Here is a 24,897-nt window from a genome sequence, read left to right on the forward strand (position 1 = left end):
GGAGATTGAAATTCGCAACTCCGGCCGGGCAGCGTTGTTTAACCTTTTTGATGGACGCTCGGGAGTGAAGAGGTAGTCGTGGAAGATCGAAAGCTGCGGATCGCGGCCGTGGGCGATGAGTTGCTGGCTGGCCTGGGTGATCCCCGCGCGCTCGGCTGGCTGGGGCGCGTGCTGGCGCGCACGCCGCAGGACGGCCTGTCCCTGGAGTGCTACTCCCTTCCCTGCCCGCAGGAAGGCACGGAGGGCCTGGCTGCCCGCTGGCTGGAGGAAGCCGGCCGGCGCTTCAACAGCCAGCACGAAAACCGACTGGTGATCGGGCTCTCCGGCCGCGATGTCGAGTTTGGCCTCTCCACGGCCCGCAGCCGGCTCAACCTTGCCAACATCCTCGACTCCGCCTCGCAGAACAAGATCGAAGTCTTCGTGGTGGGGCCGCCGCCGACGCTGGACCCGACCCAGAACCGCAGGCTCGGTGAGCTGAACACGGCCTTCGCGGACGTCACCACCCGCCGCAAGCACCTCTACGTCGACACGTTCTCGCCGCTGCTGAACCACGAGCAGTGGCGCCAGGACCTCGCTGCCAACGGCGGTACCCCCGGCCAGGCCGGCTACGGGCTGATGGCATGGCTGGTGCTGCACCGCGGCTGGTTCCAGTGGCTCCGCATCGACGCGCCGGAGTAGGCCGCACGCCCGGGCATCGCGATATATCTTGACCGGATCGGGACCGCGATATATCGTGACTTCATCGTCGCGATATATCGCAACCGCCCGCAGGTAGCATCGCCTTCCCGGAGGAACCATGACAGAGAACAACTGGACCGTCACGGGTCCGCAGACGATCGACGTCGACGGCGTCACTTCACTCAAGCTCGGCATCGTCCGGGGCCGCTTCGACATCGTCGCGCATGACGAGGCCGTCGCCCGGATCGAAGTCTCCGAGGTCCACGGCGACCCGCTCGCGATCAGCCTGGTCAACGGACGCCTCGAGGTCCGGCACCAGCTGCACGGGCCGCAGGGCTGGTTCAAGAATCTTATGGACACCGTCAACAACAGCAGCAGCAACTCGGTTGTCATCAGCATCGCCCTGCCGGCCGGCGTCGACGTCGAGGCCGGCACGGTCAGCGGCGACGGCATGGTGTCCGGGATCGGCGGACACACCCGCCTCAATACCGTCTCCGGCTCCGTGCTGGCCGACGGCACGGCCGGGAATTTGTCGGTCAACACGGTCAGCGGCGAGGTGATCGCCCGCAACCACCACGGCGTGCTGACGGCCAAAAGTGTGTCCGGCGAGGTCACCGCCTCCGGCGACTTCAGCAACATCCGTGCCAACACCGTCAGCGGGGACCTCAGTTTCGACCTGCACGGATTCACCCAGGACTTCGGGGCCAATTCGGTGTCAGGTGACGTGACCATCCGCCTCCCCCACGACGTCGGCGTGGACATCATCGCCAAGTCCGCCAGCGGCGCCATCGTCATCGACGACCAGCGGTACACCCAGCCCGGCGGCAGCGTGCAAACCATTGCCGGACCCGATACCCAGCTCATGCTGGTCCGGACCAACTCCGTGTCAGGGAAGACCTCGATCTTCCACGGCCAGCCGAGCACGGACCCCAGCAAGGGACTCTGATGCCTCCGGTCTTCGCCCACGGGGCGCTGCGGCTCTATCTGCTGGCACTGCTGGAGTCGGGTCCCAAGCACGGCTATGAACTCATCAAGGCGCTCAGCGAACGCTTTGGCGGTACTTACTCCCCCAGCGCCGGAACCATCTATCCGCGGCTTGGCAAGCTTGAGGAGGAAGGGCTGGTCGCCACCCACACCGAGGGCCGCCGGACCTACTACAGCATCACCCCGGCAGGACTGGTGGAGCTGAACAACCGGCGGGAGGAACTTGCCGGCGTGGAAAACGACATTTCCGCCTCAGTCCGGCGGCTCGCGGACAACCTGCGGCAGGACATCCGGGTCAACATGCGCGGGCTGCGGGCCGACCTTGCCGCCACGGCGGAGGCCGCGCGTTCCTCGGCCCGTGCGGCCGGCTCCACGGTCGCCTCGCTGGGGCAGCGCTATTCGCAGGAGAGCGACGGCCGGCTGCGGGAGGCTGAGATGCTGGTGCAGGCCTTCCGCGACGACATCCGCGTGGAACTGCGCCGCCACGGCGGCCGGCATCCGATCACTCCCGTGACGCTGGAGACGGTCAAGACGGTGCTGGACCAGGCGCGGATCTCCATTCGGAATTCCCTGGACTGATCCACCCCGCGGCGCCCGTCCCGCCGGTTCGCGGCGGGTGCGCTGATGTGGGAGACTTGAGGGCAGCTCTTTTGAGTACCAGAAATTAAGGAGGCCAGCTATGAGCAAACGTGCACGTAAACGTCGTGACCGTAAGCGTGGCGGCGCGAACCACGGCAAGCGCCCCAACACCTAAGCAAAGTCTGGAATGACAGCTTTAGACGAATGACCCCGGAAACCTCAAGGTTTTCGGGGTCATTCGTTGTGGTTCCTTGGCCGGTGCAGTCCCTGGCTGGTCAGGCCTCGACCGGGTTGCTGGAGTGGATCCGGTCCAGGATCGAATTCTTGAGGTTCGCCGGGGCGGCCTCCGTGCAGGAACGCTTCACCATGACGCGGATGACACATTCGAGGTCGTACTGCTCAAAGCATTCCGGGCACCCGTCCAGGTGGTCCTTGATCTCGGCGATGTCATCGTGGGTGAGGGCACCGTCCAGGTACTCGTAGATACGTTGCATCCGGGCGTCGTCGCAGTCGCCCAGTCCCTGGCAGTCGCTCATTTCCTGTTCTCCTGTTTGTTGCTTCCGGCCGCCGCGGTGGCATCTGCGGCCCTGAATCCCCGCTCCGCGGCGTAGTCGGCGAGCATGTCCCGCAGCATCTTCCGGCCCCGGTGCAGCCGGGACATAACGGTTCCGATCGGGGTGTTCATGATGTCTGAGATTTCCTTGTACGCGAATCCCTCGACGTCCGCGAAGTACACCGCCAGCCGGAATTCCTCCGGGATGGCCTGCAGGGCGCGCTTCACGTCCGAATCCGGCAGGTGGTCCAGCGCCTCTGCCTCCGCCGACCGGAGGCCCGAGGAGGTGTGTGACTCTGCCCGGGCGAGCTGCCAGTCCTCGATGGTGTCCGAGTTCGACTGCAACGGCTCGCGCTGCCGCTTGCGGTAGAGGTTGATGTACGTGTTGGTCAGGATGCGGTACAGCCAGGCCTTCAGGTTGGTGCCCGGCTTGTACTGGTGAAAGGCCGAGAAAGCCTTCGTGTACGCCTCCTGGACCAGGTCCTCGGCATCGGCGGGATTCCGGGCCATCCGCATGGCTGCGGAGTACAACTGGTCCACATACTGCATGGCGTCGCGTTCGAACCGAACCCGGCGTTCCTCCGTGGTTTCCGTCGCAACATCCAGGGCCTGTCCGTCCACGAACGTTTCCCGGGCCGCGGGATCCAGCTCGGCGCCAGGCTCCGGGACAGGTTCTGAGAGTGCGCCGGCGGAGCCGGCAGCAGGTGACTTGGCGGGCGTGGCGCCGTTTCCGGCCACCTCGTGCGTGGCCGCAACGGCCGGATCCATGGTGCTCATTGCCTTCAAGTCTACTGTCACCTTCCGGCGGGCGCCCGTTGTTGCCGGCACGGTTCCGTCGTGCGGCGCCCCGCCCCACAGCGCCACCGGGTCTGCCGGGTCTTGCACGGTGAGCTTCAACGCGGTGTCCGTCGCGGGACTGTCCTTCACCAGAATCAAATCTCCGCCTTCCTGCGCCACGCCGGGGTATTCCGGCCATGCCGCTGAGTTCCAGCCCGCTGGGCGGGCTGGTCTGAGCCAAAATCCAGCCGCAAACAGACGGCTGGAACCTGTCTTTGATAACCCGGTCCAGCGGGCAAATATTCCGCAAAAGTGCAAGACTAGAACCGGTTCTCCCGCATTGATTCCGCGGTTCGTCCATCCAGGAGGAAATTCATGTCCGTTGTCCGCTTTCTCGCCCGGCCCATGCTCGCCTCCAGTTTCGTCCTTGCAGGCATAGACAAGCTGAAGAACGCGGATGACACTGCGACGCAGCTCTCCCCCCTGCTGCGGCACGCGGCTGAATCCCTGCCGTTCCAGACCAACGAGAAGGTCCTGGCCCGCGTTATCGGCGGAACCCAGGTCGGCGCCGGCGTGTTCTTCGCACTCGGCAAGTCGGCACGCCTCGCCGCCACCCTCCTGGCCGTCATCTCCGCGCTCAACAGCTATGTTGAATGGCGCAGCGCCGACATCAGCAGCAAGAACGCACGCGACGCCCGCCGCAAGCAGTTGCTCAAGAACGTCTCGCTGACCGGTGGCGTGCTGCTGGCCGCCGTCGACACGAACGGCCGGCCGAGCCTGGCCTGGCGCGCCGAGCACCTCGCCGCTGACGTCCGGAAAAACGCCGGCCACCTCAGGGCTGATGTCAGGAAAACCACGGGCAAGCAGCTGAAAAAGGCCGACAAAGCCGTGCGCAAAGCCGTAGACCACACCGTCGGAGCCTAAGACAGCAATGACAGGCACTACCCCCGCTGCAGCAGCCCGTTCCCTTCCGGCCGACAGCGCTCCGCTTTGGCGGGCGCCGTTCGCCGGACATCCCGTCGACGCAACGCTCACCGTGCCGGGGTCGAAGTCCCTGACCAACCGGTACCTCGTGCTGGCCGCCCTCGCCGACGGGCCCTCGCGGTTGCGCGCACCCCTGCATTCGCGTGATTCGGCACTGATGATCGAGGCACTGCGGCAGCTCGGGGCCATTATTACGGAAGTCCCGGGCGACGGCGCTTTCGGCCCCGACCTGGCCGTCACCCCGATCAGCCGGGACGCCCCCGGGGCGCGGTCCGGCGTCGATTGCGGGCTGGCCGGAACGGTGATGCGCTTCGTCCCGCCCGTCGCGGCCCTGCGCCGCGGAGTGACAATGTTCGACGGGGATCCGCACGCGCGCAAGCGCCCGATGGGCCCCGTCATCGACGCGCTGACCGGCCTGGGCGTCGCCGTCAGCGCGCCCGGCGGCGGGCCGGCGACCTCGCTGCCGTTCGCGGTCGACGGCACCGGCGAAGTGCGCGGCGGCCACCTCGTCATCGACGCCAGCGCCTCCTCGCAGTTTGTGTCCGCGCTGCTCCTGGCCGGAGCCCGCTTCACTGAGGGGCTGCACCTCGAGCACCGCAGCAAGGAGCGTCCCGGGAAGCCCGTCCCCAGCCTGGACCACATCAACATGACCGTCGCCGTGCTCCGCGGGGCCGGGGTGGCCGTGGACGATTCCCGGTCGGACCACTGGATCGTCGCTCCCGGGCCGATCCGCGCCTTCGACGTCAGGATCGAACAGGACCTCTCCAACGCGGGCCCCTTCCTCGCGGCGGCCCTGGCCACCCGCGGCACGGTCCGCATCCCCAACTGGCCGGCCGCGACCACGCAGGTCGGCGATCTGTGGCGCAGCATCCTCACCACCATGGGAGCCACCGTCACGCTCACGGACGGCACCCTGACCGTGACCGGCGGCCCCGAGATCAAGGGCGCCGACTTCGACGAGACCAGCGAACTCGCCCCCACGGTCGCCGCACTCTGCGCCCTCGCCACCGGCCCCTCGCGGCTTGGCGGCATCGCGCACCTCCGCGGACACGAGACGGACCGGCTGGCCGCCCTCGTGGCCGAGATCAACCGCCTGGGCGGCGACGCGGAGGAGACCGCGGACGGTCTCATCATCCGGCCCGCTCCGCTGCACGCCGGCGTCGTCCGCAGCTATGCCGACCACCGGATGGCCACCGCAGGTGCCATCCTGGGCCTGGCCGTTCCCGGCATCGAGGTCGAGGACATTGCCACCACGGCCAAGACGATGCCGGACTTCCCGCAGCTCTGGGAGTCCATGCTGGCCCAGGGCGCCCCCGCGGACTCCACTCCTGCCGGCTCCACTCCCACAGACAAGGACGCCGGTGGCACGCAGCACTGACTCCTGGGACGAATCCGATGTCCGGATCCGCCCCAACAAAAAGGGCTCCCGGCCCCGCACCAAGGACCGGCCCGCCTACGACGACGCTGTCACCGGGCGGATCATCACCGTGGACCGCGGACGCTACACCGCCGTCGTCGCCGAAGGCACCCCCGAGGAACGCAAAATCATCGCCGCCCGCGCCCGGGAACTGCGCCGCAACCCGGTGGTCTCCGGGGACTTCGTATCCCTTGTCGGCGACGTCACCGGGGAACCCGACACCCTGGCCCGGCTGGTTAAGATCCAGGACCGCAAGACCCTGCTGCGGCGCAGCGCCGACGACACGGACCCGATCGAACGCGCCGTCGTCGCGAACGCCGACCAGCTGGTGATTGTGGTGGCAGCTGCGAACCCGGAGCCGAGGACAGGGTTCATCGACCGCGCCCTCGTGGCCGCGTACGACGCCGGAATCGAACCGCTGTTGCTCGTCACCAAGGCCGACGTCAAGGATCCCGCGGAGCTCCTTGCCAACTACCAGCACCTCGCCTTTCCGGTGATCATCTCCAAGACGGCGGACTCCGAGGCCTCCGGCATCGATGCACGTTCCGACGACGGGCTCTCCGCCCGGCTGGACAAGGACGCCGTCTCCCAGCTCCGCGACTACCTCGACGGGAAGGTCACCGTCATGCTGGGCCATTCCGGCGTCGGCAAGTCCACCATGGTGAATGCGCTGACCGGCGCCGAGCGCGCCACCGGCGGCGTCAACGCCGTCACCGGCCGCGGGCGCCACACCTCCTCCTCGGCGCTGGCCCTTAAGGTCAACGATGCGCCCGCGGGCAGCTGGATCATCGACACCCCCGGCATTCGCTCCTTCGGCCTGGCCCATGTGGACCCCGACCGGATCCTGCACTCCTTTCCGGACCTCGAGCCCGGAACCGACGACTGCGAGCGGGGCTGCAAGCACGATTCCAGCGCCGTCAACTGCGGCGTGGACGCCTGGGTGGCCGCCGGCCATGCCGGCGAATCCGGGCCGGCCCGGCTTGGCTCACTGCGCCGGCTGCTCGGGACGGACCCGCGGATGGAAGCCCAGGACGTCAAGGAACTCGGCACCGTCTCCTGAGCGTGCCTTCCGGAGCGCTGCCCGGGGCCGCGCCGGGCAGCATCCGGCGGCGCAGCAACGTGGCCTCCCGCCCCGCCGTCCGCTTTGGCGGTAGTTTGGAACCATGAGTCAACCCGCTTCGAGCTACAACGATGACCTGCGCCTTGCCCATGTCCTGGCAGATTCCGTAGATTCCCAGACCATGAGCCGCTTCAAGGCGCTCGACCTTCGGATCGAGACGAAGCCGGACCTGACCCCGGTGACGGACGCCGACAAGTCAGCCGAGGAAGCCATCCGCGGCCAGCTGTCCCGCTCCCGGCCGCGCGACGCCGTCCTCGGGGAGGAGTTTGGCAGTTCCGGCCACGGCTCGCGCCGCTGGATCATCGACCCGATCGACGGGACCAAGAACTTCGTCCGCGGCGTCCCCGTCTGGGCCACCCTGATCGCCCTCGTCGACGAGGGCGAGCCGGTCGTTGGCGTCGTGAGCGCCCCGGCACTGGGCAAACGCTGGTGGGCCGCCAAGGGCGCCGGAGCCTATATGGGCCGGTCGCTGGCGGCCGCCACCCGGTTGAAGGTCTCCAACGTCTCCCAGCTCTCGGACGCCTCGTTGTCCTACTCCAGCCTCGGCGGATGGAAGCAGCGCGGCAACCTCGATGAATTCCTCGGCCTCACCGAGGAGGTCTGGCGCACGCGGGCCTACGGCGACTTCTGGTCCTACTGCCTGGTGGCCGAAGGCGCCGTCGACATCGCCTGCGAGCCCGAACTGAACCTCTACGATATGGCCGCGCTGGTCCCGATCGTGACGGAGGCCGGCGGACGCTTCACCTCGCTCGAAGGCGAAGACGGCCCCTTCGGCGGCAACGCCCTCGCCACCAACTCCATCCTGCACTCGGAGGTCCTCAAGCGCCTCAACCCGGGTCTGGACGACCTGCTGTAGCAACGGCTCCCGGCGGCGGCTGCGTAACAAACAGCTTCATATTCGGCCCGCACCTTCCCGCCGGAACGGGGAATGTCCTAGGCTCGAAAAAGGTCACGAGTGCCAGCGCGAAACCCCGGTTTGCTGGCCGGCAACCCTCCATTCGCGGTGGGGTGCCCCGGGTGACGACCTGGCCGGTCCGGAATGGACCCGGCAAGCGCGGATCCCCGGTATGTGGGGTCCTTTTCAAGCGAGGTCCCATGACAACTGTCACTTTTCCTGCCACTGCCGGCGCCGGTTCTGATGCCCGGTTCGCCGTCGCCCGCCGGCCACTGGCCGCGGTGACCGGTGCCGAGATCCAGGCACCGCTCATTCAGGGCGGCAACGTCCGGTACGCCAACCTGGACTATGGCGCCTCGGCCCCGGCCCTGTCCGTGGTCTCGGCCTATCTCAACGAGATCCTGCCGTACTATGCGAGCGTCCACCGCGGCGCCGGCTATGCCTCGCAGATCAGCACCTCGGTGTACGAGAACGCCCGCACGATTGTCCGCGATTTCGTGGGCGGCCGCCCGGACGATGCCGTGATCTTCACCCGGAACACCACCGATTCCCTGAACCTGCTGGCCGGCTGCCTGCCCAAAGCCGACGGCGTGCACACCGGTGAGGTGCTCTACCTCGACATCGAACACCACGCCAACCTGCTGCCGTGGCAGCAGGTGCCGCACCGCAGTGTCATCGCCGCCGCCACGCTCGCCGGCACACTGGAACTGCTCCGGAAGGAACTCGCCTATGGCGGCGTCAGCCTGCTGGCCGTCACCGGGGCTTCCAACGTCACCGGCGAGATCCTGCCGATCCGGGCACTGGCCGCCCTGGCGCACGAATATGGCGCCCGGATCGTCGTCGACGCCGCGCAGCTTGCCCCGCACCGGCGGATCGACATCGCCGCGGACGACGTCGACTATCTCGCCTTTTCGGGGCACAAGCTCTACGCACCCTTCGGCGCCGGTGTGCTGATCGGCCGTCCCGACTGGCTCGACGCCGGCACACCGCACCTGGCCGGCGGCGGAGCCGTGCAGGACGCCCGGGTCGATGCGGTCAGCTGGACCACCGGTCCGGCCCGGCACGAGGGCGGCTCCCCGAATGTCCTCGGCGCAGCCACGCTGGCCCGCGCCACGCAGGTGATCGCCGATCTGGACGTGGAACAGTGGCACGCGCACGAAAACGCCATCCGGTCCTTCCTCGTCGAAGGCCTCAGCCGGCTCGACGGCGTCAGGGTCCACCAGATCTTCTCGGACAGCGCTTCCTTCGATGCACCCGCGGGCACCGGGACGATCGGCGTCGTCAACTTCTCGCTCGAAGGCTACGACGCCGGCCTCGTGGCGGCGTACCTGTCGGCAGAACACGGCATCGGACTGCGTGACGGCCGCTTCTGCGCGCACCCCCTGCTCCGGCGGCTCGGTCTGCCGGCCGGCTCGCTCCGGGCCAGCTTCGGCCTGGGTTCCCGGCTGGAGGACGCCGAGCGGCTGCTCGCCGGGATCCGGGAACTGCGCCAGACCGGCCTCGGTTGGGACTACGTGGTGGATGCCGGACGTTGGGTGCCGGCCAACGACACCCGCAGCTACCCGCACTGGGCGCCCAACACACCGGGCACCGCCGGCGCCGCCCCCTGCACGCTGGACTGACAGGGCGGCGGCTGCACGACCCTTGGAAACACCGACCGTGCCGCGTGCGGTAAATTCGAGAGGTACCCATCCGGACCTGCCGAAGGAGATCACACGTGGCACGCGGCGGCCCCAAACTGTACCAGGAGCGGCGCCGGGAACTTGGGCAGAGCTTCCAGGACGGCGGGGAACACTACGAACGCGTCCGCCCGGGCTACCTGGGCGACTCAGCCGACTGGCTGATCCCCGCCGGCGCGAAGGACGCCGCGGATCTCGGCGCGGGAACCGGGAAGTTCACCGCGCTGCTGCTTGAGCGCGGCCTGCACACGGTGGCGGTGGATCCGTCCGCCGACATGCTGGCACAGCTGCGCCGGGCACTTCCCGGCGTCGCCGCCGTCGAGGGCTCAGCCGAGCAGAGCGGGCTGCCCGCCGCGGCTTTCGACCTGGTCACCGTCGCCCAGGCCTGGCACTGGTGCGATCCCCTCCTGGCCAGCACGGAGATCGCCAGGATCCTCCGCCCCCACGGTGTCCTGGGGCTGATCTGGAACCAGCTGGACACGTCCGTCCCCTGGGTGCACCGGCTGTCGCGCATCATGCATGCCGGCGATGTGCACAAGCCGCATTTCAAACCGCCGCTGGGTCCGGAATTCACCGGCCTGGAGAGCCACCTCACCCGCTGGGAAGATCCGCTGCGCACCGCAGACATCATGGAGCTGACGAAGTCCCGCAGCTACTACCTGGCTGCCAGCGAGGAAACCCGCGCCAAGGTGCTTGGCAACCTCGACTGGTACCTGCACGGGCATCTGGGCCACCATCCCGGCGAGATCCTCCCGCTTCCGTACCTGACGCAGAGCTGGCGCGCCGTCCGCGCCTGAGACCGCCGCAGTCCGTGACGGCGACCTTGCCGCGGGGGCACTCTGGCCTAAAGTTTCGGCATGCCTAATAATTGATTGTAGGCAAGCAAAGACCGGTGCCAGCGGCAACCTGCCGCCACCATCGCGTCTTTGCCGACACTTACGATCACCAGGGAGCCCCCGTGCTGGACGTAACAGGACACCAACCGCAGGCCCCGGCAGCGCCCGCGCGGCGGAAGCCGGGTGGCAGCCGTGCCGTGATCGGCCTGCTGGGACCGGCGTTCGTCGCCGCAATCGCGTACGTGGACCCCGGCAACGTCGCGGCCAACCTCACGGCCGGCGCCCAGTACGGCTACCTCCTGGTGTGGGTGCTGGTGTCCGCCAACATCATGGCCGTACTGGTCCAGTACCAGTCCGCCAAGCTCGGGATCGTCACCGGAAAAAGCCTGCCTGAGATCCTCGGCGAGCGGCTCAAGCCGTTGTGGCGCCGCGCCTTCTGGGTCCAGGCCGAGATCGTGGCCGCTGCCACCGACCTGGCCGAGGTGGTCGGCGGCGCGATCGCGCTCTACCTGCTCTTCGGCCTGCCGCTCCCCCTCGGCGCTGTAATCGTCGGCGGCGTGTCCATGCTGCTGCTGGCCGTGCAGGCCCGGAACCGGCAGCGGCCCTTCGAGTACATCATCATGTTCCTGCTGGGCATCATCACGATCGGATTCCTGACGGGCCTCTTTATCAGCCCGCCCGACCCCGCGGGCGTGGCGGCCGGGCTGATCCCGGGCTTCCAGGGACCGGAGACCGTGCTGCTGGCCGCCAGCATGCTGGGCGCCACGGTGATGCCGCATGCCATCTACGTGCACTCGGCCCTCTCCAGGGACCGGCACCGCCCGAACCCGCACGTCCACGTCCCCCCGCAGGCGATCGCCCGTCTTGTGAAGGCAACCCGCTGGGACGTCGTGGCGGCCCTCGCGATCGCCGGGATCGTGAACATCGGGATGCTGCTGCTGGCCGCGTCGACCCTGGGCGGCGAGGAGGGGACGGACTCCATCGAAGGCGCCCATGCCGCAGTCACCAACAACCTGGGCCCGGTCATCGGCGTCATCTTCGCCGTCGGCCTGCTCGCCTCCGGCCTGGCCTCCACCTCCGTGGGCTGCTACGCCGGCGGATCCATCATGCAGGGCCTGCTCAAGATCCGGATCCCGCTTATGACCCGCCGCGTCGTCACCCTGATCCCGGCCGTGGTGCTGCTCAGCATCGGCTTCGATCCAACCTGGGGCCTGGTCCTCAGCCAGGTCGTCCTGAGCTTCGGGATCCCCTTTGTGCTGGTCCCGCTGGTGGTCCTGACCAGCAACAAGGCCCTCATGGGCCGCTTCGCCGATGGGATGGCCCTCCGTGTAGCCGCCATCATCAGCGTGATCCTGGTGGTGGTGCTCAACCTCGTCCTGTTGTGGCTGACGTTCTCCGGCGCCGCCTGACGGTAGGCTGGAGGCTGTGAAGACCAGTCTGCCCTCCTCCTCGATCGAGGACTACGTCAAGGTCATCTACTCCTTCACGGAGTGGCAGGACAAGCCCATCACCTCCACCCAGCTGGCCCAGCGCCTCGGCGTTGCCAACTCCTCGGTCTCCGAAATGGTCCGCAAGCTCAAGGACCAGGGTCTCGTGGACCACCAGCCCTACAGCGCCATCACCCTCACAGCCGACGGCGTCCGGCTGGCGTTGTCCATGGTCCGGCGGCACCGGCTGATTGAAACATTCCTGGTCCGGGAGCTTGGCTACCGCTGGGATGAGGTCCACGACGAAGCCGAACTTCTGGAACACGCCGTCTCGGAGACTTTCATTGAACGGATGGCAGCCAAACTCGGCAACCCGGTGCGGGACCCGCACGGCGATCCGATCCCGGCAGCGGACGGCACCGTGAGGGTGCCCGCCGCCCACCGGATGAGCGAGCTCGACGCCGGGCACACCGGCCTGATCACCCGGATCAGCGACGAAAACCCCGAGCTGCTGCGCTACCTTTCCGCCCAGCGGATCGGGCTGGACGCGGACATCGAGGTCCTGGGCCGGAAACCGTTCGGCGGCGCCCTGGTCGTGCGCATCGGCTCGGGCGGGACCCGGCAGGAGTTTGACCTCGCGGCCGAAGTCGCATCCGCCCTCTGGGTCCACAGCGAGAAGGTCCATCCCGGCTGCAGCCTCAAGCGGCCCTGAATGCGGGCAGCAGCCCCGGCGGGCGCCGCGGCATGAAACGCGCGGCGAAGGCTCCGCCACCGGCGGCAGTTGCGGCGCGGCCCGGACTGCCCGGGCTGCGCGCGTGGGCCGCCGTCGCCGTCGGCGGCCTGATCGGAACCGAACTGCGCTACGGCGCCGGCGTCGTGTTCCCCGAAATTCCCGGCACGGTCCCGTGGACGACTCTGGTGATCAACGTCCTGGGCAGCTTTGTCCTCGCGGCCCTCACCACGGTCTGGATCGCACGGCCGAAGACCGCCTTCTGGCTGCGGGCCGGTCTCGGCCCCGGGCTGCTGGGTTCGTTCACGACCTTTTCCGCCGTGGTGTTCACCATCGACCAGCAGCTCCGTGGCGGCTTCCCCGCCGTCGGGCTGGCCTACCTCGGACTGTCGCTCGTCCTGGGACTCGGTGCGGCGGCCGCCGGGTGGAAGGCCGGCAAGGCCGTGGCCGACCTGAGCGGCGGGGCCTCATGATCACCGCCGTGCTGGTGGGAGCCTTCGGCGTCGCGGGCGCCCTGCTGCGCTTCGCCGTCGACTCCTGGTTTGCGCACCACCCGGGAGGGCATCCGCACTGGCCCTGGGCGACCCTCACGGTCAACGTGACCGGCTCCTTCATCATTGGCGCGGCCCTGGGGTGGACGGGCCAGCTGGGTCTGGGGGCCGAGTGGCAGGCCGGCCTCTCGGCCGGGCTTGCCGGCGGCCTGACCACCTTCAGTTCCTGGACCACCGCCACGGTGCGGCTGGTGAGCGAGACGCGCTACCGCGCCGCCGCCCTCAATCTGGCTGCCAACCTGGTCGCCGGGCTGGCGGCAGCAGCGCTCGGCCTGGCCGCCACCGCCCTGTGACGGGCCTAACGCCGCCGCCCTGACGGCGATTCGGGGCCCGTTGCATCCCGTATCGTTGAAGGATGGTTACCCGACGTGAAGCAGCCCAGATCCTCGACATTCCGCTGGAAATGGCCCACCGTCACCACCTCCCGCCCCGGCTGAGCGACGCCGAGCTCGGCGAACTCCTGGACAATCCGCCCGCCTGGCTCGTGCAGTCCAAAGCCAACCGGACTGGCAAACGCCCCGTCTGGGTCCAGCTGACCTGCGCGGTCTGCGGATTCTCCGAAGCAGCCCGGCCGAAGAAATGGTGGCCGGAGTTCACCTACGTGTGCTGCGCGGACCACGCCCCGTACGAGATCCCCGGCGCTGCTGCCGGTCTGGTCCGCAGTGAGTACGAGGGCGTGGGCAGCCGCTTCGTCGGTATCGTGGACGTTGCGGTGCCCGAGGCGTAACTTAAATACCACGGGGCCATCCCGGCCCCCTGCTGTTTAGGGAGCGCCCACATGCCTGACAAAACGCCGCACCAGAGCACGGCCAAGAAACCGGTGAAAACCATCAAGGAAAAACGGGCCGAGAAGAAGTCCAAGAACGTCGCGGAGACGCACGCGGACCCGGTCGCCCACATCAAGAAGCGCTGAGCACGCCCGCACGCCGGGGCACCGCCCCTGCAAACAAACGGGCAACGCAAAAGGCCGGAAGCTGAGCTTCCGGCCTTTTGTGTGGAACTTTACTGTGTGGAACTTTACGGGGTGGAGCACCGTTTCCGGGGCTCCGATGGGGTGGAGATGGGGGGAATTGAACCCCCGTCCGATGTCGTGTTGTCAGGGCTTCTCCGGGCGCAGTTTGCGTTGGATTTTCTCGGCCCCAGCCACGCTGCAAACAGCTGGCTGATCCGGGCCCAGTCATCTAAGAGTCCCGTTCACCCCGATGACGGGGGTAAACAGCAGTGGCTATCTAAATGACGCCAGGATCCGGGGCAATAGCAACCTCGGGCTGACGGACTGTCTTACTGCTTAGGCAGCGAGAGCGAAGTCAGTGCGTTTTGATTCGGCACTTATTGGTTTGCAGACAGCGTTTACGAGATAATTCTGCATCCTCGGCCCGCTTCACCTGTCGCGACTAACATCGTCGAAACCGATCATCCCCGTATTTTTTTATCAAACCGGTCTGGCACTTTGCTGGCCGCTGTCGCGGACACCGCACCGTTCCTTCCCGGACTATCAAGCATAACGCACGAACCTGCGGAATCATTCCGGCGGCGCCGGCAGTTTCCTAGCGCCGGTTCCGCTCGCGCATAACGCGCAGGGCCTCGCGCTTGTCCTGCTGCTCGCGCAGGGTCTGGCGTTTGTCGTATTCCTTCTTGCCGCGGGCGACGCCGATCTCCACCTTGGCCCGGCCGTCCAGAAAGTACAGCTGGAGGGGGACGATCGTGAAGCCCGATTCGCGGATCTTGTGCGAGATCTTGGTGAGCTCGTCGCGGTGCAGCAGCAGCTTCCGGCGGCGCCGGGCGGCATGATTGGTCCAGCTCCCCTGGTGGTACTCGGGGATGTGGATGCCCTCCATCCACAGCTCGTCGTTGTAGAAGGTGCAGAAACCGTCGACCATGGAGGCGTGGCCCTCCCGAAGGGACTTCACCTCGGTGCCCATAAGGGCGATCCCGGCCTCGTAGGTATCGAGAATGTGGTAGTCGTGCCGGGCCTTGCGGTTGGTGGCCACTACCTTACGGCCACTTTCTTTCGGCACGGTGGAACTCCTTGGATCGATGGATGGGCCGCAGCCTGGGTGGCGCGGAGTGCTACCAGTTTACGGCAGGGCCGCGGGTCAGCCGGGAGGCTTCCGCTCCGGGCGGATCAGAGCAGGTTCATCGGGTCCACCGCCCGGCCGTTGAGCCAGGTCTCGAAGTGCGAATGGCAGCCGGTGGAGTTGCCGGTTGTTCCCGAGTAGGCGATCAGCTGCCCCTGGCTGACCTGCTGCCCGGGGGAAACCGTCACGCTGACGTTGTGGTAATAAATGGTGGTCAGCGAGTTTCCCTGGACAACGCCGTGGGAGATCTTCACATTGTTGCCGCCGCCGTCGTTGGCCCAGCCGGCCGAGAAAACGGTGCCGGCCGCCGCTGCGTAAACCGGCGTACCGCAGGCCGCGGCGAAGTCGATGCCGGTGTGCATATAGCCGCCCTGGCCGTAGAAGTCGATGGTACCCGGCGGCGTCGCGCGCCAGCCGAAGCCGGAGCTGATCGGCACGCCGTTGAAGGGGTGCCGCAGTCCGAACGCCGACGGGGGTCCCGGCGGGGCCGGGACGTACGGCGCCGGGGGCTTGATCTGGCCCTGGGCACGGGCTGCCGCCGCGGCGGCTGCCGCCGCGGCCTCAGCGATCCGCCGCTGTTCGGCTTCCCAGGCCTCCCGCAGCTTGCGGTCGCGTTCGACGATGTCCGCAGCGACGGCGTCCTGCTGTGCCTTGACCTGGGCGATCTGGGTCTGGATAGCGGGCTTGGCGGCCTGGAGTTCGGCGTCGAGCCGCGTGGTGTCGGCGATGAGCTGGTCCACCTGGGCCTTTTTGGCCTCAGCCTCGTCACGGGCGGCCTGTTCACGGGCCAGTGCGGCGTCGGCCTTGGCTTTGAGGTCCGTGATTTCCGCTTCCACCGCTTCGAGCCGGGCCTGCGAGTTGACGTTGGTGGCATTCTGCTGGGTGAGCTTGTCCATCGCGGAGTTCTGGCTGCGCATCGCCTGGTCGGCCAGATCGATGGTGTCCGTGAGGCTGCCGCCGTTGTTCGAGCCGAAGAACAGTGAAAGGTTGGAGGGCACGCCGCCGGACTTGTAGGCCTGGGTGGCGATCTGCCCGATCAGCTTTTTGGTGTCGGCAATCTTCTGTTTGTCCGTCTCAAGCTGCTGGGCGATCTTCGCCTTGTTCTGCTGCGCCATGTCCACCCGGGCAGCGAGGGCCTCGGCCTCCTTGACCGCAGTCGCCACGCGGCCCTGTGCCTCCAGCAGGGCCTGCTGCGCCCCGGGGAGCTGGCCCTGGTAGAGGACGAGGTCCGCGGCGGCCTGGGAAATCCGGGAGTCCACGAACTCCAGGGAATGCTGGACCCGGGCCGCCTCCTCGCGGAGTGCGGCCTGCTGGTCCTCGAGCGTGTCGGCGAATGCCACCGGGGTCGAGGCGCCCATGCTCGCCGCCAGAACGAGCGCCAGTGCGGCGCTGACGATGCGGCTGCGGCGGCCGGCCACGGACAGCCGGCGCGAAGCCGGACGCGGGGCCAGTCGATGCATCGGTGTCATGGGCCTTCCCTTTTCGTTGCGCACCCTAGACCCTCAAGTATCGACGGAGGGTCAGGAGTGATGATACGCCAGCCAGCAGAACGCCGAGACCGATCAGGGCCGGCGCCAGGATCAGCGTCTGAGCTGCGGAGATAAAGGCGGTGTCCGGATATTGCTGGGACAGGTAGCCGCCCAGGAAGAAGTGCGCCACGGCCCACAGCGTTCCGGAGGCCAGCCCCGCACCAATCACGGCGGCAATCACGCCCTCGAGGATGAACGGCAGCTGGATTACTATCTTCGACGCGCCGACGAGGCGCATGATTCCGGTTTCCCGGCGCCGGCTGAAGGCCGAAAGCCGGATCGTGGTGGCAATCAGCAGGATGGCACAGACGATCATCACACCGGCAACGCTGACGGCCACGAGGGACGCGGCGTTCATCACGGAGAAGAGCCGTTCCAGGAGCTGGCGCTGGTCGATGACGGTTTCCACGCCGGCCTGCGAGGAGAAGGTCTCGCTGATGATCTGGTACTTCTCCGGGTCTTTCATATTGATCCGGAAGGAGGCGGGCAGCTGGTCCGGCGTCACGGAGTCGACGATCGGGGAATTGGAGAACTGCTCCTTGAAGTGCTTGTACGCGTCGTCCTTGGACTCGAACTGGAAGTCGTTGACGTACTGGGCCACCGCGGGCGACTCCAAAAGCTTGCCCAGGTTGTCCTGCTGCTCCGGGGTGACGGGGCCGGTGGCACAGCCAGCCGCCGTCGAGCCGTCACTGCAGAGGAAGATGGCGACCTGGACTTTGTCGTACCAGTAGCCCTTCATCTGGTTGATCTGCAGCTGCAGCATGCCGGCGGCGCCGACAAAGGTCAGCGACACAAACGTCACCAGGATGACCGAGACCACCATGGAGAGGTTGCGGCGCAGGCCGCTGCCGATTTCCGCGAGGACGAATTGAAGCCTCACAGCTGGTTCTCCCCTGCGGCCCGTGCCCCGGCGCGGGTGGTGCCGGCCGGGGCAGCTTCGGCTTCCCGTCCGCTGGCGTCCCGGAGGCGGCGCGACGCTCCGACGACCGGAATCATGGACGTGTAGAGGGCCTTGGCCTCGTCCCGGATGATGACCCCGTTGCGGAGTTCCACGACGCGTTTGCGCATCTCGTTCACGATGTCGTCGTCGTGGGTGGCCATGACCACGGTGGTGCCGTTCTGGTTGATTTTGTCCAGCACGCCCATGATGCCCATGGACGTGGTGGGGTCCAGGTTTCCGGTGGGCTCATCGGCCAGCAGGATGCCGGGGCGGTTGACGACGGCGCGGGCGATCGCCACTCGCTGCTGTTCGCCGCCGGAGAGTTCGTGCGGAAGACGGTTTTCCTTGCCCTCGAGTCCGACGGTCTTCAGGACCTCGGGAACGGTGTCGCGGATGACGCTGCGGCTCTTGCCGATGACCTGCATGGCGAAGGCGACGTTGGCGAAAACGGTCTTCTGCGGCAGCAGGCGGAAGTCCTGGAACACGACGCCGATTCCGCGCCGGAGCCTGGGCACGCGCCAGCTGGAGATGTTTGCCACGTTTTGGCCGGCCACGTAGACGGCGCCGGAGGAGGCGCGGTCCTCTTTGAGGACCAGGCGCAGAAAGGTCGATTTGCCGGAGCCTGAGGCCCCGACCAGGAAGGCGAATTCGCCGCGGTCGATCTCCAGGTTGATCGAATCCAGCGCGGGTCGCGCCGTCTGGTCATAGACCTTGGTGACATTTTCGAAACGGATCATGGCCCTAATACCCTGCAGGACGTGGACGGGTACGGCCCAGTTCTGCCGCCGGCGCGCGGGCTTTCTAGTGGGGGAAGTAGAGCTCCGGCTTCTCGACTATACGCACGGGCCCCGGCGGATCGGCCCGCGCGCGGGGGCGTGTCGCAGGATTAGACGGGAGGGGCGGGTGTGACGCAAGAGACGGGAGGGGCAGGGCTGGGTGCGCCGGTCCGCCCTGCCGTCCCCCCGCCCGCGGCTACTTGTCCGCGTTGCGGTTGTCAGTCCGCCAGCGGATGCCGGCGTCGATGAAGTCGTCGATCTCGCCGTCGAACACGGCAGAGGTGTTGCCCACCTCGTGCTCGGTGCGCAGGTCCTTGACCATCTGGTACGGGTTCAGTACGTAGGAGCGCATCTGGTCGCCCCACGAGGCCTTCACGTCGCCGGCAAACGCCTTCTTCTCGGCGTCCTCCTGCTCCTTCTTCAGGAGCAGGAGCCGGGACTGCAGCACGCGCAGTGCCGCAGCACGGTTCTGCAGCTGCGACTTCTCGTTCTGCATCGAGACCACGGTGCCGGTGGGGATGTGGGTCAGGCGCACGGCGGAGTCGGTGGTGTTGACCGACTGGCCGCCCGGGCCCGAGGAACGGAAGACGTCGACGCGGATCTCGTTGTCCGGAATATCGATGGAGTCCGTCTGCTCGATCAGCGGGATGACTTCGACGGCGGCGAACGAGGTCTGGCGGCGGCCCTGGTTGTCGAACGGGCTGATCCGGACCAGGCGGTGCGTGCCGGCCTCGACGCTGAGCGTGCCGTAGGCGTACGGGGCCTTGACCTCGAACGTGGCTGACTTCAGCCCGGCTTCCTCGGCGTAGGAGGTGTCCATGATGGTGGTTGGGTAGCCGTGGCGTTCGGCCCAGCGCAGGTACATCCGGAGCAGCATTTCGGCGAAGTCCGCAGCGTCCACGCCACCGGCGCCGGCGCGAATCGTGACGACGGCCTCGCGCTCGTCGAATTCCCCGGACAGCAGGGTCACAACTTCGAGTTCCTTCAGTGCCTTGCGGATCGACTCCAGTTCGGTGGCGGCCTCCCCCATCGAGTCGGCGTCGTCCTCGTCCTGGCCCAGCTCCACGAGGACCTCGAGGTCGTCAATCCGCGAAACCAGTGAGTTCAGGCGCGCGAGTTCGGACTGGCGGTGCGACAGCCTGGAGGTGATCACCTGGGCGGCCGCGGGATCATCCCACAGATTGGGTTCGCCGGCCCGCTCGCTGAGTTCTGCGATGTCTTCCGTCAGCGCCTCGATATTCGAAACGTTCTCGATGGAGGCGTAGGTGGCGCGCAGGGCGCGGATTTCTGCGGGAAAATCAATGTTTGCCATGGTTTTTTAAGCCTACGCTATCCATGCGGGCCGCCCGGACTGGGTTTGCGGGCCGGGCAGGCGGCCGGCCGCGGGGTCAGCGCGTGAGCCGGGAGCGCGCCGTCGACGTCGCTTCGATCCTGATGCCGTCAGGCACCAGGAAGTTGACTATGGGCGGGTGGACGGCGGCGCTGAGCACCACGACGGCGGTGGATCCGTCCGGGCTGCCCGTTCGCGGCCCGACGGCGAGACCGCTGAAGCGCGTGGAGGCGCTGCTGCGGTCCAGGAAGTCGTCGGCTGTGCTCCGCACCCGGGCACCGGTCAGGATGGCGGTAGGGTTGCCGCCCACTGTCTCGAGCTGTCCCAGCGTGAAACTGTCCGCGGCGGCCACCGAGGCGCCGTCGGCCAGCGACAGCAGCTTCTTGTGTTCGATGTAGACGCTGGACGCTGCGATGACAACGGTCGTGAGCAGCAGTGCGAGCAACACGAAGCCGATGATCAGCACCATCAGCTGCCCGGCGTCGCGGCGGTGGTCCCCGCACGGGTGATGCGCCGGCCGCGGTTGCTGCCGGCGGAGCGCGGGGCGGGGCGTCGCGGGAAGGCTCACCGGAAGCGGCCCACCAGTTGCGTGGCGGAGGCGCTGAGCTGCCCGGCGTTCAAGTCGAGCACCTCGCTGAACGGCACGAACGGCAATGGCACCGTGAGATGGACCGTCACCGTCACGGCCGAGCCGGCAGCCAGGCAGTCTGCGGGGGCACAACTGGTCTCGACCCGGGCATTCGCTGCGGAGTGCCCGTGGTCGGCGAGCGCGAGCAGCACCGCCTGCTCGGCGGCTGCCCGGCCGCCGGCGGCATCCGTCTGGGCAACGAAGACCTTGGCCGCCTGGTCCGCGGCGCCGACGACCGCGAACGAGCCGCCCTGGAGCTGGCCCATCGTGATGATGAGGTAGACCAGCGGCACCATCAGCAGCAGCGACAGGAACGTGAATTCAACGACTGCGCTTCCCCGTTCGCCGCCTTCGGGGCCGGTGGCGATTGCCGTCGCGGTGTCCCCCGCGGGCAGTTGGTCCCGCAGGCCAGGGCGGGCCCGCGCCGCAGGGCTTGCCGGTGCGTCAGGGCTGGATGGCAGCATGCCCCTTCACCTCCAGGACCGCCCGGGGGCCGATCAGCCCGATGACGGGCAGCGGCGCCCGGACCGTGACTTCCAGGGTGCGGATGCCCTGGTACGTGGATTCGCTCGTCGTGACGTCCTGGGCAAACTCCGCGTTGAGCGCCACCCCGATCAGCTGCGCGGCCCGGTCCCTGGCATCGCCGGCGCCGCGGTCCGCGAGCGTGCCGTACCTGGCTCCCGAGGCTGCGGCGTCGATCAGTGTGTTCCGGACGTGCAGGACCAGAGTGAGCTGGACGATGGCGAGGAAGAACAGCGTCAGCAGCCCACCCACCAGGACGAAGTCCACTACCGCCGAACCCCGTTCGTCAGGTTTGCCCCAGCCGGCGCCGGGCAGGCGCACGTGCTACTGCCCGACCTTGTCCATGGCCTGGTTGAACAGTCCTTCCAGGGCCGGGCCGGCGAGCGCGAGGAGCGCGGCGACCAGGACGGCAGACATGAGGGTGATCATCACCCAGCCGGGCACATCGCCCCGCTCGCGATGGTCACCGGGACGGGTCCTCCCCGTGGCCCCGTGGGCGCTGGCCGGCCCGGGCGCGAGGCTGATGGTGCAGAGCAACAGCGCCATGCGGTTCATGATCTGTTTCACTTTGTCCCCTTACATCGGTGGTTCGGTGTCCTGCTACTGCTTCCGTGCGGTTCCCTTCACTGCTACAAACCCATGCTGATGGCCGCCAACCCAGGAAAGACAGCGAACACGACGGTCAGCGGCAGGACGCCGAAGACGACGGGAATCATCATTCCGATTTCCTTCTTGCCTGCCGACTCCATCAGCTCGCGTTTGGCGGTATCCCGGGCGTCCTGGGCCTGGGCACGCAGGACATCAGCGAGCGGTGTTCCCCGTTCGACGGCCACGACCAGCCCGTCCACGAAGCGCAGCAACGGACCCAGCTCGGTCCGTGACGAGAATTCCTGCAGTGCTTCCACGAGCGGCTTTCCTGCCCTGGTCTCCGCCAGCACGTGCGTGAAGTCCTTGGACAGCTCTCCCCTGGCACTGCGGCAGACTCTGTCCAGTGCGCCGGTGGCACTCTCGCCCGCGCTGACGGCGAGCGCCATGAGTTCGGCGACACTGGGGAACTCGGCCATCATGCGCGCTTCGCGTTTCCTGATCCGGGCACCCAGCAGATAATCCCGCAACATGAATCCGCCGGCGGCGCTGCCAATCACCAGCACGACGGCGAGCAGGGGGCTGAACCGTCCGGACGCGCCGAACAGGACGACTGCCCCGACAGCCGCGACAAAGCCAGCCGCGCCCCAGAGGAGCTGTTCGGCCCGGAAATCGGCGGGCGACTTGACGGTCCCGGCCCTGGCAAGGCGGCGCTTCAGGGCCGAGGAACCGGGATTCAGCCTCCCCAGCCATAGGACGGCATCGCCGATGACGGGCCGCAGGATTCGCTCCAGCGGGCCGAACGGGGTGAAGTTTCTCGGCACTGCGCGCAGGAGCCGGGATTCCAGGTTGTGGGATTTCAGCTGCGGGCCGATGCGTTCAACGAAGGTGGTCGGCCGCATGAACGGGAGCCTGATCAGCAACAACCAGAATCCGCAGCCAAGGACGACTCCGCAGGCGGCGGCTGTCGCGATCTGCCCTGTCACCGGAGGACCCTCTCATCTGCCGGCAGTGCTCCGATGCGGAGCATGATGGCATAGGAGACCAAGGACACTGCCAGGCCCCCGAGCAGGACGGCGGCCCCGAGCGGCGTGTTGTAGGCTGCCACCGCTTCGGGCCGGCTTGCCAGCAGCATCAGGACAATCCAGGGGGCGGCTACTGCCAGACGGGCGGCGTTGACCGTCCAGGACTGCCGGGCCTCCAGCTCGCTCCTGGTGCGGGCACTCTCGCGCAGGAATTCCGCCAGCGTGCCCAGCAGCCGGCCGAGGTCCGAGCCGCCCACTTCCCTGGTCAGCCGGAGTGCTTCGACAATCCGGTCCGCCACGGGATCCGCCAGCCGGTCCTTGAGCCGGGTCAGGGAGGGATCGAATTGCCCGCCTGCGCGGTAGTCGGAGCCGAAATCGCGGAACACATCACGGAGTTCCTCGGGACCCTTGTCGCCCAACTGGATGAGGGCTTCCGGCAGTGAAAGACCGGCCCGGATCGCCGACCGCAGATGGTCCACAACGTCGGGCCAGAGCTGCCGCAGGACAGCGGTGCGCTTCCGCGCGCGCCATTTCACGACGGCCATCGGCAGCCAACCCCCGAACAGGCCGAAACAGGCCGCAATCGGCCACGACCTGGTCACCGCAAAGAAGACCAGCATCGTGAACGCCCCGACACCCAGGCAGCTCGCCAACAGACCCGTGCCGCTGACCTTCTCAATGCCTGCGGAGCGCAGCAGATCCTCCAGCCGGCTGGGTTTGGGCCGGCGGCGGCCCGGCGTGGGCTTTTCCCAGGCAGACCACCAGATCAGCAGGAGTCCGGAACCGGCGAGCATGCCCAGCAGCGCCGCCATCAGCGCGGCTCCAGCAGGGTCGCGACGTCGTACCCCGCGCGGGCAAACTTCTCGGCTGAGGGCATCGAGTTGGCCTTCGGCTGCAGTTGTCCGTTCTCGAAGGCGAAGACCATGGAGGACTCGATGATGCCGTTTTCCACGCGTCGGCCCAAGGAGAGGATCTCTGTCACCTCCCGGCGTCCGCTGGTGTGCCGCGCGCAGTGGACCACGAGGTCGATGCAGGACGCGACGGTCGGAACCACAAAAGCGCTCGAGATGTTTTCGCCCGCGAGCAGCGGGAGCGTACAGATCTTGGTGACCGCGTCGTGCGCCGAATTCGCATGGACCGTGCACATCCCCGGCAAGCCGGAATTAAGGGCGATGAGCATGTCCAGGCTCTCGGCCTCCCGGACTTCGCCAACCACCAGCCGGTCGGGCCGCATGCGCAGCGCCTCCTTGACCAGCCGCCGCATTGGAATTTCGCCTTCGCCTTCGAGGTTTGGTTGCCGGCACTGCAGCCCGACGACGTCCCGAAGCGGAAACTGCAGCTCGAAGATCTCCTCGACGGTGACAACGCGCTCCCGCGTTCCGATGCTCGCCGCCAGACAATTCAGCATTGTCGTCTTTCCAGCCTGGGTGGGGCCGGAGACCAGGATGTTGAGGCCGCTGGCCACGGCAGCGCCGAGGAACCGCGCCGACTGCGGCGTCAGGGTTCCCAGTTCCACCAGGTGTTCGAGCCTGCTGGCCTTCACGACGAATTTGCGGATATTGATGGCCCAGTGGCGCCGCGTCACGTCCGGGATCACGACGTGCAGCCGGGAACCGTCCGGCAGTGCGGCGTCCACGAAGGGCGACGACATGTCGAGGCGGCGCCCGGAACTCTTGAGCATCCGTTCCACGAGGTCCCGGACGTGCTGCTCGGTGAGGGAGACCGAGGTCAGCTCGGATTCGCCGTTCCGCGCCACGTAGATTTCGTTGGGCGCGTTCAGCCAGATTTCCTCAATGGCCGGATCGTCAAGCAGGGGCTGAAGGGCCCCGAACCCTGCCACGGCGTCGAAGACGAACCTGCGGGCGGATTCCAGCGGGCCAATCGGCGGGAGGGGCCCCAACAGGGCCCGCTCGTCGTAATCCATGACCGCCGCCTCGACGAGGCGGCGGACTTCGCTGGTCTGGCGCAGGGGGTCCAGTCCGCGCCGGCGAATCAATTCGCGGACTTCGTCCTCGACAATACGTACAGCCTCCACGATGGCCCCCAATTTGACTGCCGCCCTGTCTCCGGGGCACTGCAATTGGGTTAAAGCTAGGCGTGAGCACGCTGCCGGACAAGGGCCTGCCAGGCAGCATGTGGAAAACCGGCGATGCCATTCACAACAATCATCACACTAGTAACTTCAGAAACTCTGGTTCCCGTAATTATGCGGTGTTAGGGTGGGCGCGACAAGTCAGACATTCTCACCTCCGGGACTGCCCATCGCGCTGGGCA

Annotated in this window: 30 protein-coding genes, 1 other RNA gene and 1 riboswitch; of the genes, 16 read left to right on the forward strand and 15 right to left on the reverse strand. The window is 67.4% G+C overall.

Annotation, left to right across the window (positions count from 1 at the left end; translation table 11 throughout):
• Window positions 1-78 precede the first annotated feature (78 nt).
• The 4 genes from J2X01_RS11460 to J2X01_RS22010 all read left to right on the forward strand — a co-directional run bounded on the left by J2X01_RS11460 (window position 79) and on the right by J2X01_RS22010 (window position 2,416).
• Window positions 79-678 carry a GDSL-type esterase/lipase family protein gene (locus tag J2X01_RS11460; protein ID WP_310057032.1) on the forward strand — a complete coding sequence of 200 codons (600 nt, stop codon included), beginning with the start codon at window positions 79-81 and terminating at the stop codon, window positions 676-678.
• A 118-nt stretch (window positions 679-796) separates the two neighbouring features.
• The gene (locus J2X01_RS11465) at window positions 797-1,624 is read left to right on the forward strand and encodes a DUF4097 family beta strand repeat-containing protein (protein WP_310057034.1); all 828 of its coding nucleotides are present in this window, start codon (window positions 797-799) and stop codon (window positions 1,622-1,624) included.
• On the forward strand, window positions 1,624-2,241 hold the full coding sequence (locus J2X01_RS11470; RefSeq protein WP_310057036.1) for a PadR family transcriptional regulator: 618 nt from the start codon (window positions 1,624-1,626) through the stop codon (window positions 2,239-2,241). The genes J2X01_RS11465 and J2X01_RS11470 overlap by 1 nt, the downstream gene beginning before the upstream one ends.
• Window positions 2,242-2,341: 100 nt before the next feature.
• The gene (locus J2X01_RS22010; RefSeq protein WP_369299106.1) at window positions 2,342-2,416 is read left to right on the forward strand and encodes a 50S ribosomal protein bL37; all 75 of its coding nucleotides are present in this window, start codon (window positions 2,342-2,344) and stop codon (window positions 2,414-2,416) included.
• Between the two features lie 100 nt (window positions 2,417-2,516).
• Here J2X01_RS22010 and rsrA read toward each other — a convergent pair whose 3' ends face one another.
• The gene (rsrA, locus tag J2X01_RS11475) at window positions 2,517-2,777 is read right to left on the reverse strand and encodes a mycothiol system anti-sigma-R factor (protein WP_310057040.1); all 261 of its coding nucleotides are present in this window, start codon (window positions 2,775-2,777) and stop codon (window positions 2,517-2,519) included.
• Complete coding sequence (locus tag J2X01_RS11480) at window positions 2,774-3,652, reverse strand: sigma-70 family RNA polymerase sigma factor (RefSeq protein WP_374724964.1); 879 nt, start codon at window positions 3,650-3,652, stop codon at window positions 2,774-2,776. The genes rsrA and J2X01_RS11480 overlap by 4 nt, the downstream gene beginning before the upstream one ends.
• Before the next feature lie 294 nt (window positions 3,653-3,946).
• On the opposite strand from J2X01_RS11480, the gene J2X01_RS11485 reads away from it, so the two are divergent.
• The 12 genes from J2X01_RS11485 to J2X01_RS11540 all read left to right on the forward strand — a co-directional run bounded on the left by J2X01_RS11485 (window position 3,947) and on the right by J2X01_RS11540 (window position 14,123).
• Entirely contained in the window at window positions 3,947-4,495 is a 549-nt protein-coding gene (locus J2X01_RS11485; RefSeq protein WP_310057043.1) for a DoxX family protein, read from the forward strand.
• Window positions 4,496-4,502: 7 nt separating this feature from the next.
• On the forward strand, window positions 4,503-5,933 hold the full coding sequence (gene aroA, locus J2X01_RS11490; RefSeq protein ID WP_310057047.1) for a 3-phosphoshikimate 1-carboxyvinyltransferase: 1,431 nt from the start codon (window positions 4,503-4,505) through the stop codon (window positions 5,931-5,933).
• Window positions 5,917-7,032, forward strand: a complete 1,116-nt coding sequence (gene rsgA, locus J2X01_RS11495) for a ribosome small subunit-dependent GTPase A (protein ID WP_310057050.1) — start codon at window positions 5,917-5,919, stop codon at window positions 7,030-7,032. Before aroA ends, rsgA begins: the two co-directional genes overlap by 17 nt.
• A gap of 103 nt (window positions 7,033-7,135) precedes the next feature.
• Window positions 7,136-7,948, forward strand: a complete 813-nt coding sequence (gene hisN, locus J2X01_RS11500) for a histidinol-phosphatase (protein WP_310057053.1) — start codon at window positions 7,136-7,138, stop codon at window positions 7,946-7,948.
• A 91-nt stretch (window positions 7,949-8,039) separates the two neighbouring features.
• A riboswitch (SAM riboswitch) is annotated at window positions 8,040-8,153 on the forward strand.
• A gap of 34 nt (window positions 8,154-8,187) precedes the next feature.
• Window positions 8,188-9,609 (forward strand): aminotransferase class V-fold PLP-dependent enzyme, encoded by a 1,422-nt coding sequence (locus J2X01_RS11505; protein ID WP_310057055.1) that lies wholly within the window; start codon window positions 8,188-8,190, stop codon window positions 9,607-9,609.
• Between the two features lie 95 nt (window positions 9,610-9,704).
• Window positions 9,705-10,463 carry a class I SAM-dependent methyltransferase gene (locus J2X01_RS11510; protein ID WP_310057058.1) on the forward strand — a complete coding sequence of 253 codons (759 nt, stop codon included), beginning with the start codon at window positions 9,705-9,707 and terminating at the stop codon, window positions 10,461-10,463.
• Between the two features lie 161 nt (window positions 10,464-10,624).
• Complete coding sequence (locus J2X01_RS11515) at window positions 10,625-11,911, forward strand: Nramp family divalent metal transporter (RefSeq protein ID WP_374724960.1); 1,287 nt, start codon at window positions 10,625-10,627, stop codon at window positions 11,909-11,911.
• A 16-nt stretch (window positions 11,912-11,927) separates the two neighbouring features.
• Complete coding sequence (locus tag J2X01_RS11520; protein ID WP_310057061.1) at window positions 11,928-12,641, forward strand: metal-dependent transcriptional regulator; 714 nt, start codon at window positions 11,928-11,930, stop codon at window positions 12,639-12,641.
• Window positions 12,642-12,673: 32 nt separating this feature from the next.
• Complete coding sequence (locus tag J2X01_RS11525; RefSeq protein ID WP_310057064.1) at window positions 12,674-13,132, forward strand: fluoride efflux transporter FluC; 459 nt, start codon at window positions 12,674-12,676, stop codon at window positions 13,130-13,132.
• Window positions 13,129-13,503: a fluoride efflux transporter FluC gene (locus J2X01_RS11530; protein WP_310057066.1), complete on the forward strand. Its 375-nt coding sequence runs from the start codon at window positions 13,129-13,131 to the stop codon at window positions 13,501-13,503. The genes J2X01_RS11525 and J2X01_RS11530 overlap by 4 nt, the downstream gene beginning before the upstream one ends.
• A gap of 62 nt (window positions 13,504-13,565) precedes the next feature.
• Window positions 13,566-13,937 carry a hypothetical protein gene (locus J2X01_RS11535; protein WP_310057068.1) on the forward strand — a complete coding sequence of 124 codons (372 nt, stop codon included), beginning with the start codon at window positions 13,566-13,568 and terminating at the stop codon, window positions 13,935-13,937.
• Window positions 13,938-13,988: 51 nt separating this feature from the next.
• Window positions 13,989-14,123: a hypothetical protein gene (locus tag J2X01_RS11540; RefSeq protein ID WP_310057072.1), complete on the forward strand. Its 135-nt coding sequence runs from the start codon at window positions 13,989-13,991 to the stop codon at window positions 14,121-14,123.
• Between the two features lie 139 nt (window positions 14,124-14,262).
• Here J2X01_RS11540 and ssrA read toward each other — a convergent pair.
• From ssrA to J2X01_RS11605, 13 genes are all read right to left on the reverse strand, one after another.
• Window positions 14,263-14,631: a transfer-messenger RNA gene (ssrA, locus tag J2X01_RS11545) on the reverse strand.
• A gap of 126 nt (window positions 14,632-14,757) precedes the next feature.
• Window positions 14,758-15,228, reverse strand: coding sequence for an SsrA-binding protein SmpB (gene smpB, locus J2X01_RS11550; RefSeq protein ID WP_024367797.1), 471 nt, complete (start codon window positions 15,226-15,228; stop codon window positions 14,758-14,760).
• Between the two features lie 107 nt (window positions 15,229-15,335).
• Complete coding sequence (locus tag J2X01_RS11555) at window positions 15,336-16,748, reverse strand: M23 family metallopeptidase (RefSeq protein WP_310057219.1); 1,413 nt, start codon at window positions 16,746-16,748, stop codon at window positions 15,336-15,338.
• 34 nt (window positions 16,749-16,782) lie between these two features.
• Window positions 16,783-17,697, reverse strand: a complete 915-nt coding sequence (ftsX, locus tag J2X01_RS11560; protein ID WP_310057078.1) for a permease-like cell division protein FtsX — start codon at window positions 17,695-17,697, stop codon at window positions 16,783-16,785.
• Window positions 17,694-18,494, reverse strand: coding sequence for a cell division ATP-binding protein FtsE (ftsE, locus tag J2X01_RS11565; protein WP_310057081.1), 801 nt, complete (start codon window positions 18,492-18,494; stop codon window positions 17,694-17,696). Before ftsE ends, ftsX begins: the two co-directional genes overlap by 4 nt.
• A gap of 235 nt (window positions 18,495-18,729) precedes the next feature.
• Entirely contained in the window at window positions 18,730-19,845 is a 1,116-nt protein-coding gene (prfB, locus tag J2X01_RS11570; RefSeq protein WP_310057084.1) for a peptide chain release factor 2, read from the reverse strand.
• A gap of 76 nt (window positions 19,846-19,921) precedes the next feature.
• On the reverse strand, window positions 19,922-20,332 hold the full coding sequence (locus J2X01_RS11575) for a pilus assembly protein TadG-related protein (protein ID WP_374724965.1): 411 nt from the start codon (window positions 20,330-20,332) through the stop codon (window positions 19,922-19,924).
• A 95-nt stretch (window positions 20,333-20,427) separates the two neighbouring features.
• Complete coding sequence (locus J2X01_RS11580; RefSeq protein ID WP_310057092.1) at window positions 20,428-20,955, reverse strand: hypothetical protein; 528 nt, start codon at window positions 20,953-20,955, stop codon at window positions 20,428-20,430.
• Window positions 20,936-21,334, reverse strand: coding sequence for a TadE family protein (locus J2X01_RS11585; protein ID WP_310057095.1), 399 nt, complete (start codon window positions 21,332-21,334; stop codon window positions 20,936-20,938). Before J2X01_RS11585 ends, J2X01_RS11580 begins: the two co-directional genes overlap by 20 nt.
• Before the next feature lie 3 nt (window positions 21,335-21,337).
• On the reverse strand, window positions 21,338-21,580 hold the full coding sequence (locus J2X01_RS11590) for a hypothetical protein (RefSeq protein ID WP_310057098.1): 243 nt from the start codon (window positions 21,578-21,580) through the stop codon (window positions 21,338-21,340).
• A 62-nt stretch (window positions 21,581-21,642) separates the two neighbouring features.
• Window positions 21,643-22,584, reverse strand: a complete 942-nt coding sequence (locus tag J2X01_RS11595) for a type II secretion system F family protein (RefSeq protein WP_310057100.1) — start codon at window positions 22,582-22,584, stop codon at window positions 21,643-21,645.
• On the reverse strand, window positions 22,581-23,435 hold the full coding sequence (locus tag J2X01_RS11600) for a type II secretion system F family protein (RefSeq protein ID WP_310057102.1): 855 nt from the start codon (window positions 23,433-23,435) through the stop codon (window positions 22,581-22,583). The genes J2X01_RS11595 and J2X01_RS11600 overlap by 4 nt, the downstream gene beginning before the upstream one ends.
• Window positions 23,435-24,658, reverse strand: coding sequence for a TadA family conjugal transfer-associated ATPase (locus J2X01_RS11605; RefSeq protein ID WP_310057105.1), 1,224 nt, complete (start codon window positions 24,656-24,658; stop codon window positions 23,435-23,437). The genes J2X01_RS11600 and J2X01_RS11605 overlap by 1 nt, the downstream gene beginning before the upstream one ends.
• Window positions 24,659-24,897: the final 239 nt, after the last annotated feature.

Source organism: Arthrobacter ginsengisoli (assembly GCF_031456935.1).
GTDB lineage: Bacteria > Actinomycetota > Actinomycetes > Actinomycetales > Micrococcaceae > Arthrobacter > Arthrobacter ginsengisoli.

Coding starts and splice junctions, on each gene's coding strand:
- J2X01_RS11575 (WP_374724965.1), bottom strand. CDS start 20,332: ATGGTGCTGATCATCGGCTTCGTGTTGCTCGCACTGCTGCTCACGACC.
- prfB (WP_310057084.1), bottom strand. CDS start 19,845: ATGGCAAACATTGATTTTCCCGCAGAAATCCGCGCCCTGCGCGCCACC.
- J2X01_RS11530 (WP_310057066.1), top strand. CDS start 13,129: ATGATCACCGCCGTGCTGGTGGGAGCCTTCGGCGTCGCGGGCGCCCTG.
- J2X01_RS11540 (WP_310057072.1), top strand. CDS start 13,989: ATGCCTGACAAAACGCCGCACCAGAGCACGGCCAAGAAACCGGTGAAA.
- rsrA (WP_310057040.1), bottom strand. CDS start 2,777: ATGAGCGACTGCCAGGGACTGGGCGACTGCGACGACGCCCGGATGCAA.
- J2X01_RS11485 (WP_310057043.1), top strand. CDS start 3,947: ATGTCCGTTGTCCGCTTTCTCGCCCGGCCCATGCTCGCCTCCAGTTTC.
- aroA (WP_310057047.1), top strand. CDS start 4,503: ATGACAGGCACTACCCCCGCTGCAGCAGCCCGTTCCCTTCCGGCCGAC.
- J2X01_RS11600 (WP_310057102.1), bottom strand. CDS start 23,435: ATGGCGGCGCTGCTGGGCATGCTCGCCGGTTCCGGACTCCTGCTGATC.
- J2X01_RS11555 (WP_310057219.1), bottom strand. CDS start 16,748: ATGCATCGACTGGCCCCGCGTCCGGCTTCGCGCCGGCTGTCCGTGGCC.
- hisN (WP_310057053.1), top strand. CDS start 7,136: ATGAGTCAACCCGCTTCGAGCTACAACGATGACCTGCGCCTTGCCCAT.
- J2X01_RS11505 (WP_310057055.1), top strand. CDS start 8,188: ATGACAACTGTCACTTTTCCTGCCACTGCCGGCGCCGGTTCTGATGCC.
- J2X01_RS11525 (WP_310057064.1), top strand. CDS start 12,674: ATGAAACGCGCGGCGAAGGCTCCGCCACCGGCGGCAGTTGCGGCGCGG.
- J2X01_RS11465 (WP_310057034.1), top strand. CDS start 797: ATGACAGAGAACAACTGGACCGTCACGGGTCCGCAGACGATCGACGTC.
- ftsE (WP_310057081.1), bottom strand. CDS start 18,494: ATGATCCGTTTCGAAAATGTCACCAAGGTCTATGACCAGACGGCGCGA.
- J2X01_RS11470 (WP_310057036.1), top strand. CDS start 1,624: ATGCCTCCGGTCTTCGCCCACGGGGCGCTGCGGCTCTATCTGCTGGCA.
- J2X01_RS11580 (WP_310057092.1), bottom strand. CDS start 20,955: ATGCTGCCATCCAGCCCTGACGCACCGGCAAGCCCTGCGGCGCGGGCC.
- J2X01_RS11535 (WP_310057068.1), top strand. CDS start 13,566: ATGGTTACCCGACGTGAAGCAGCCCAGATCCTCGACATTCCGCTGGAA.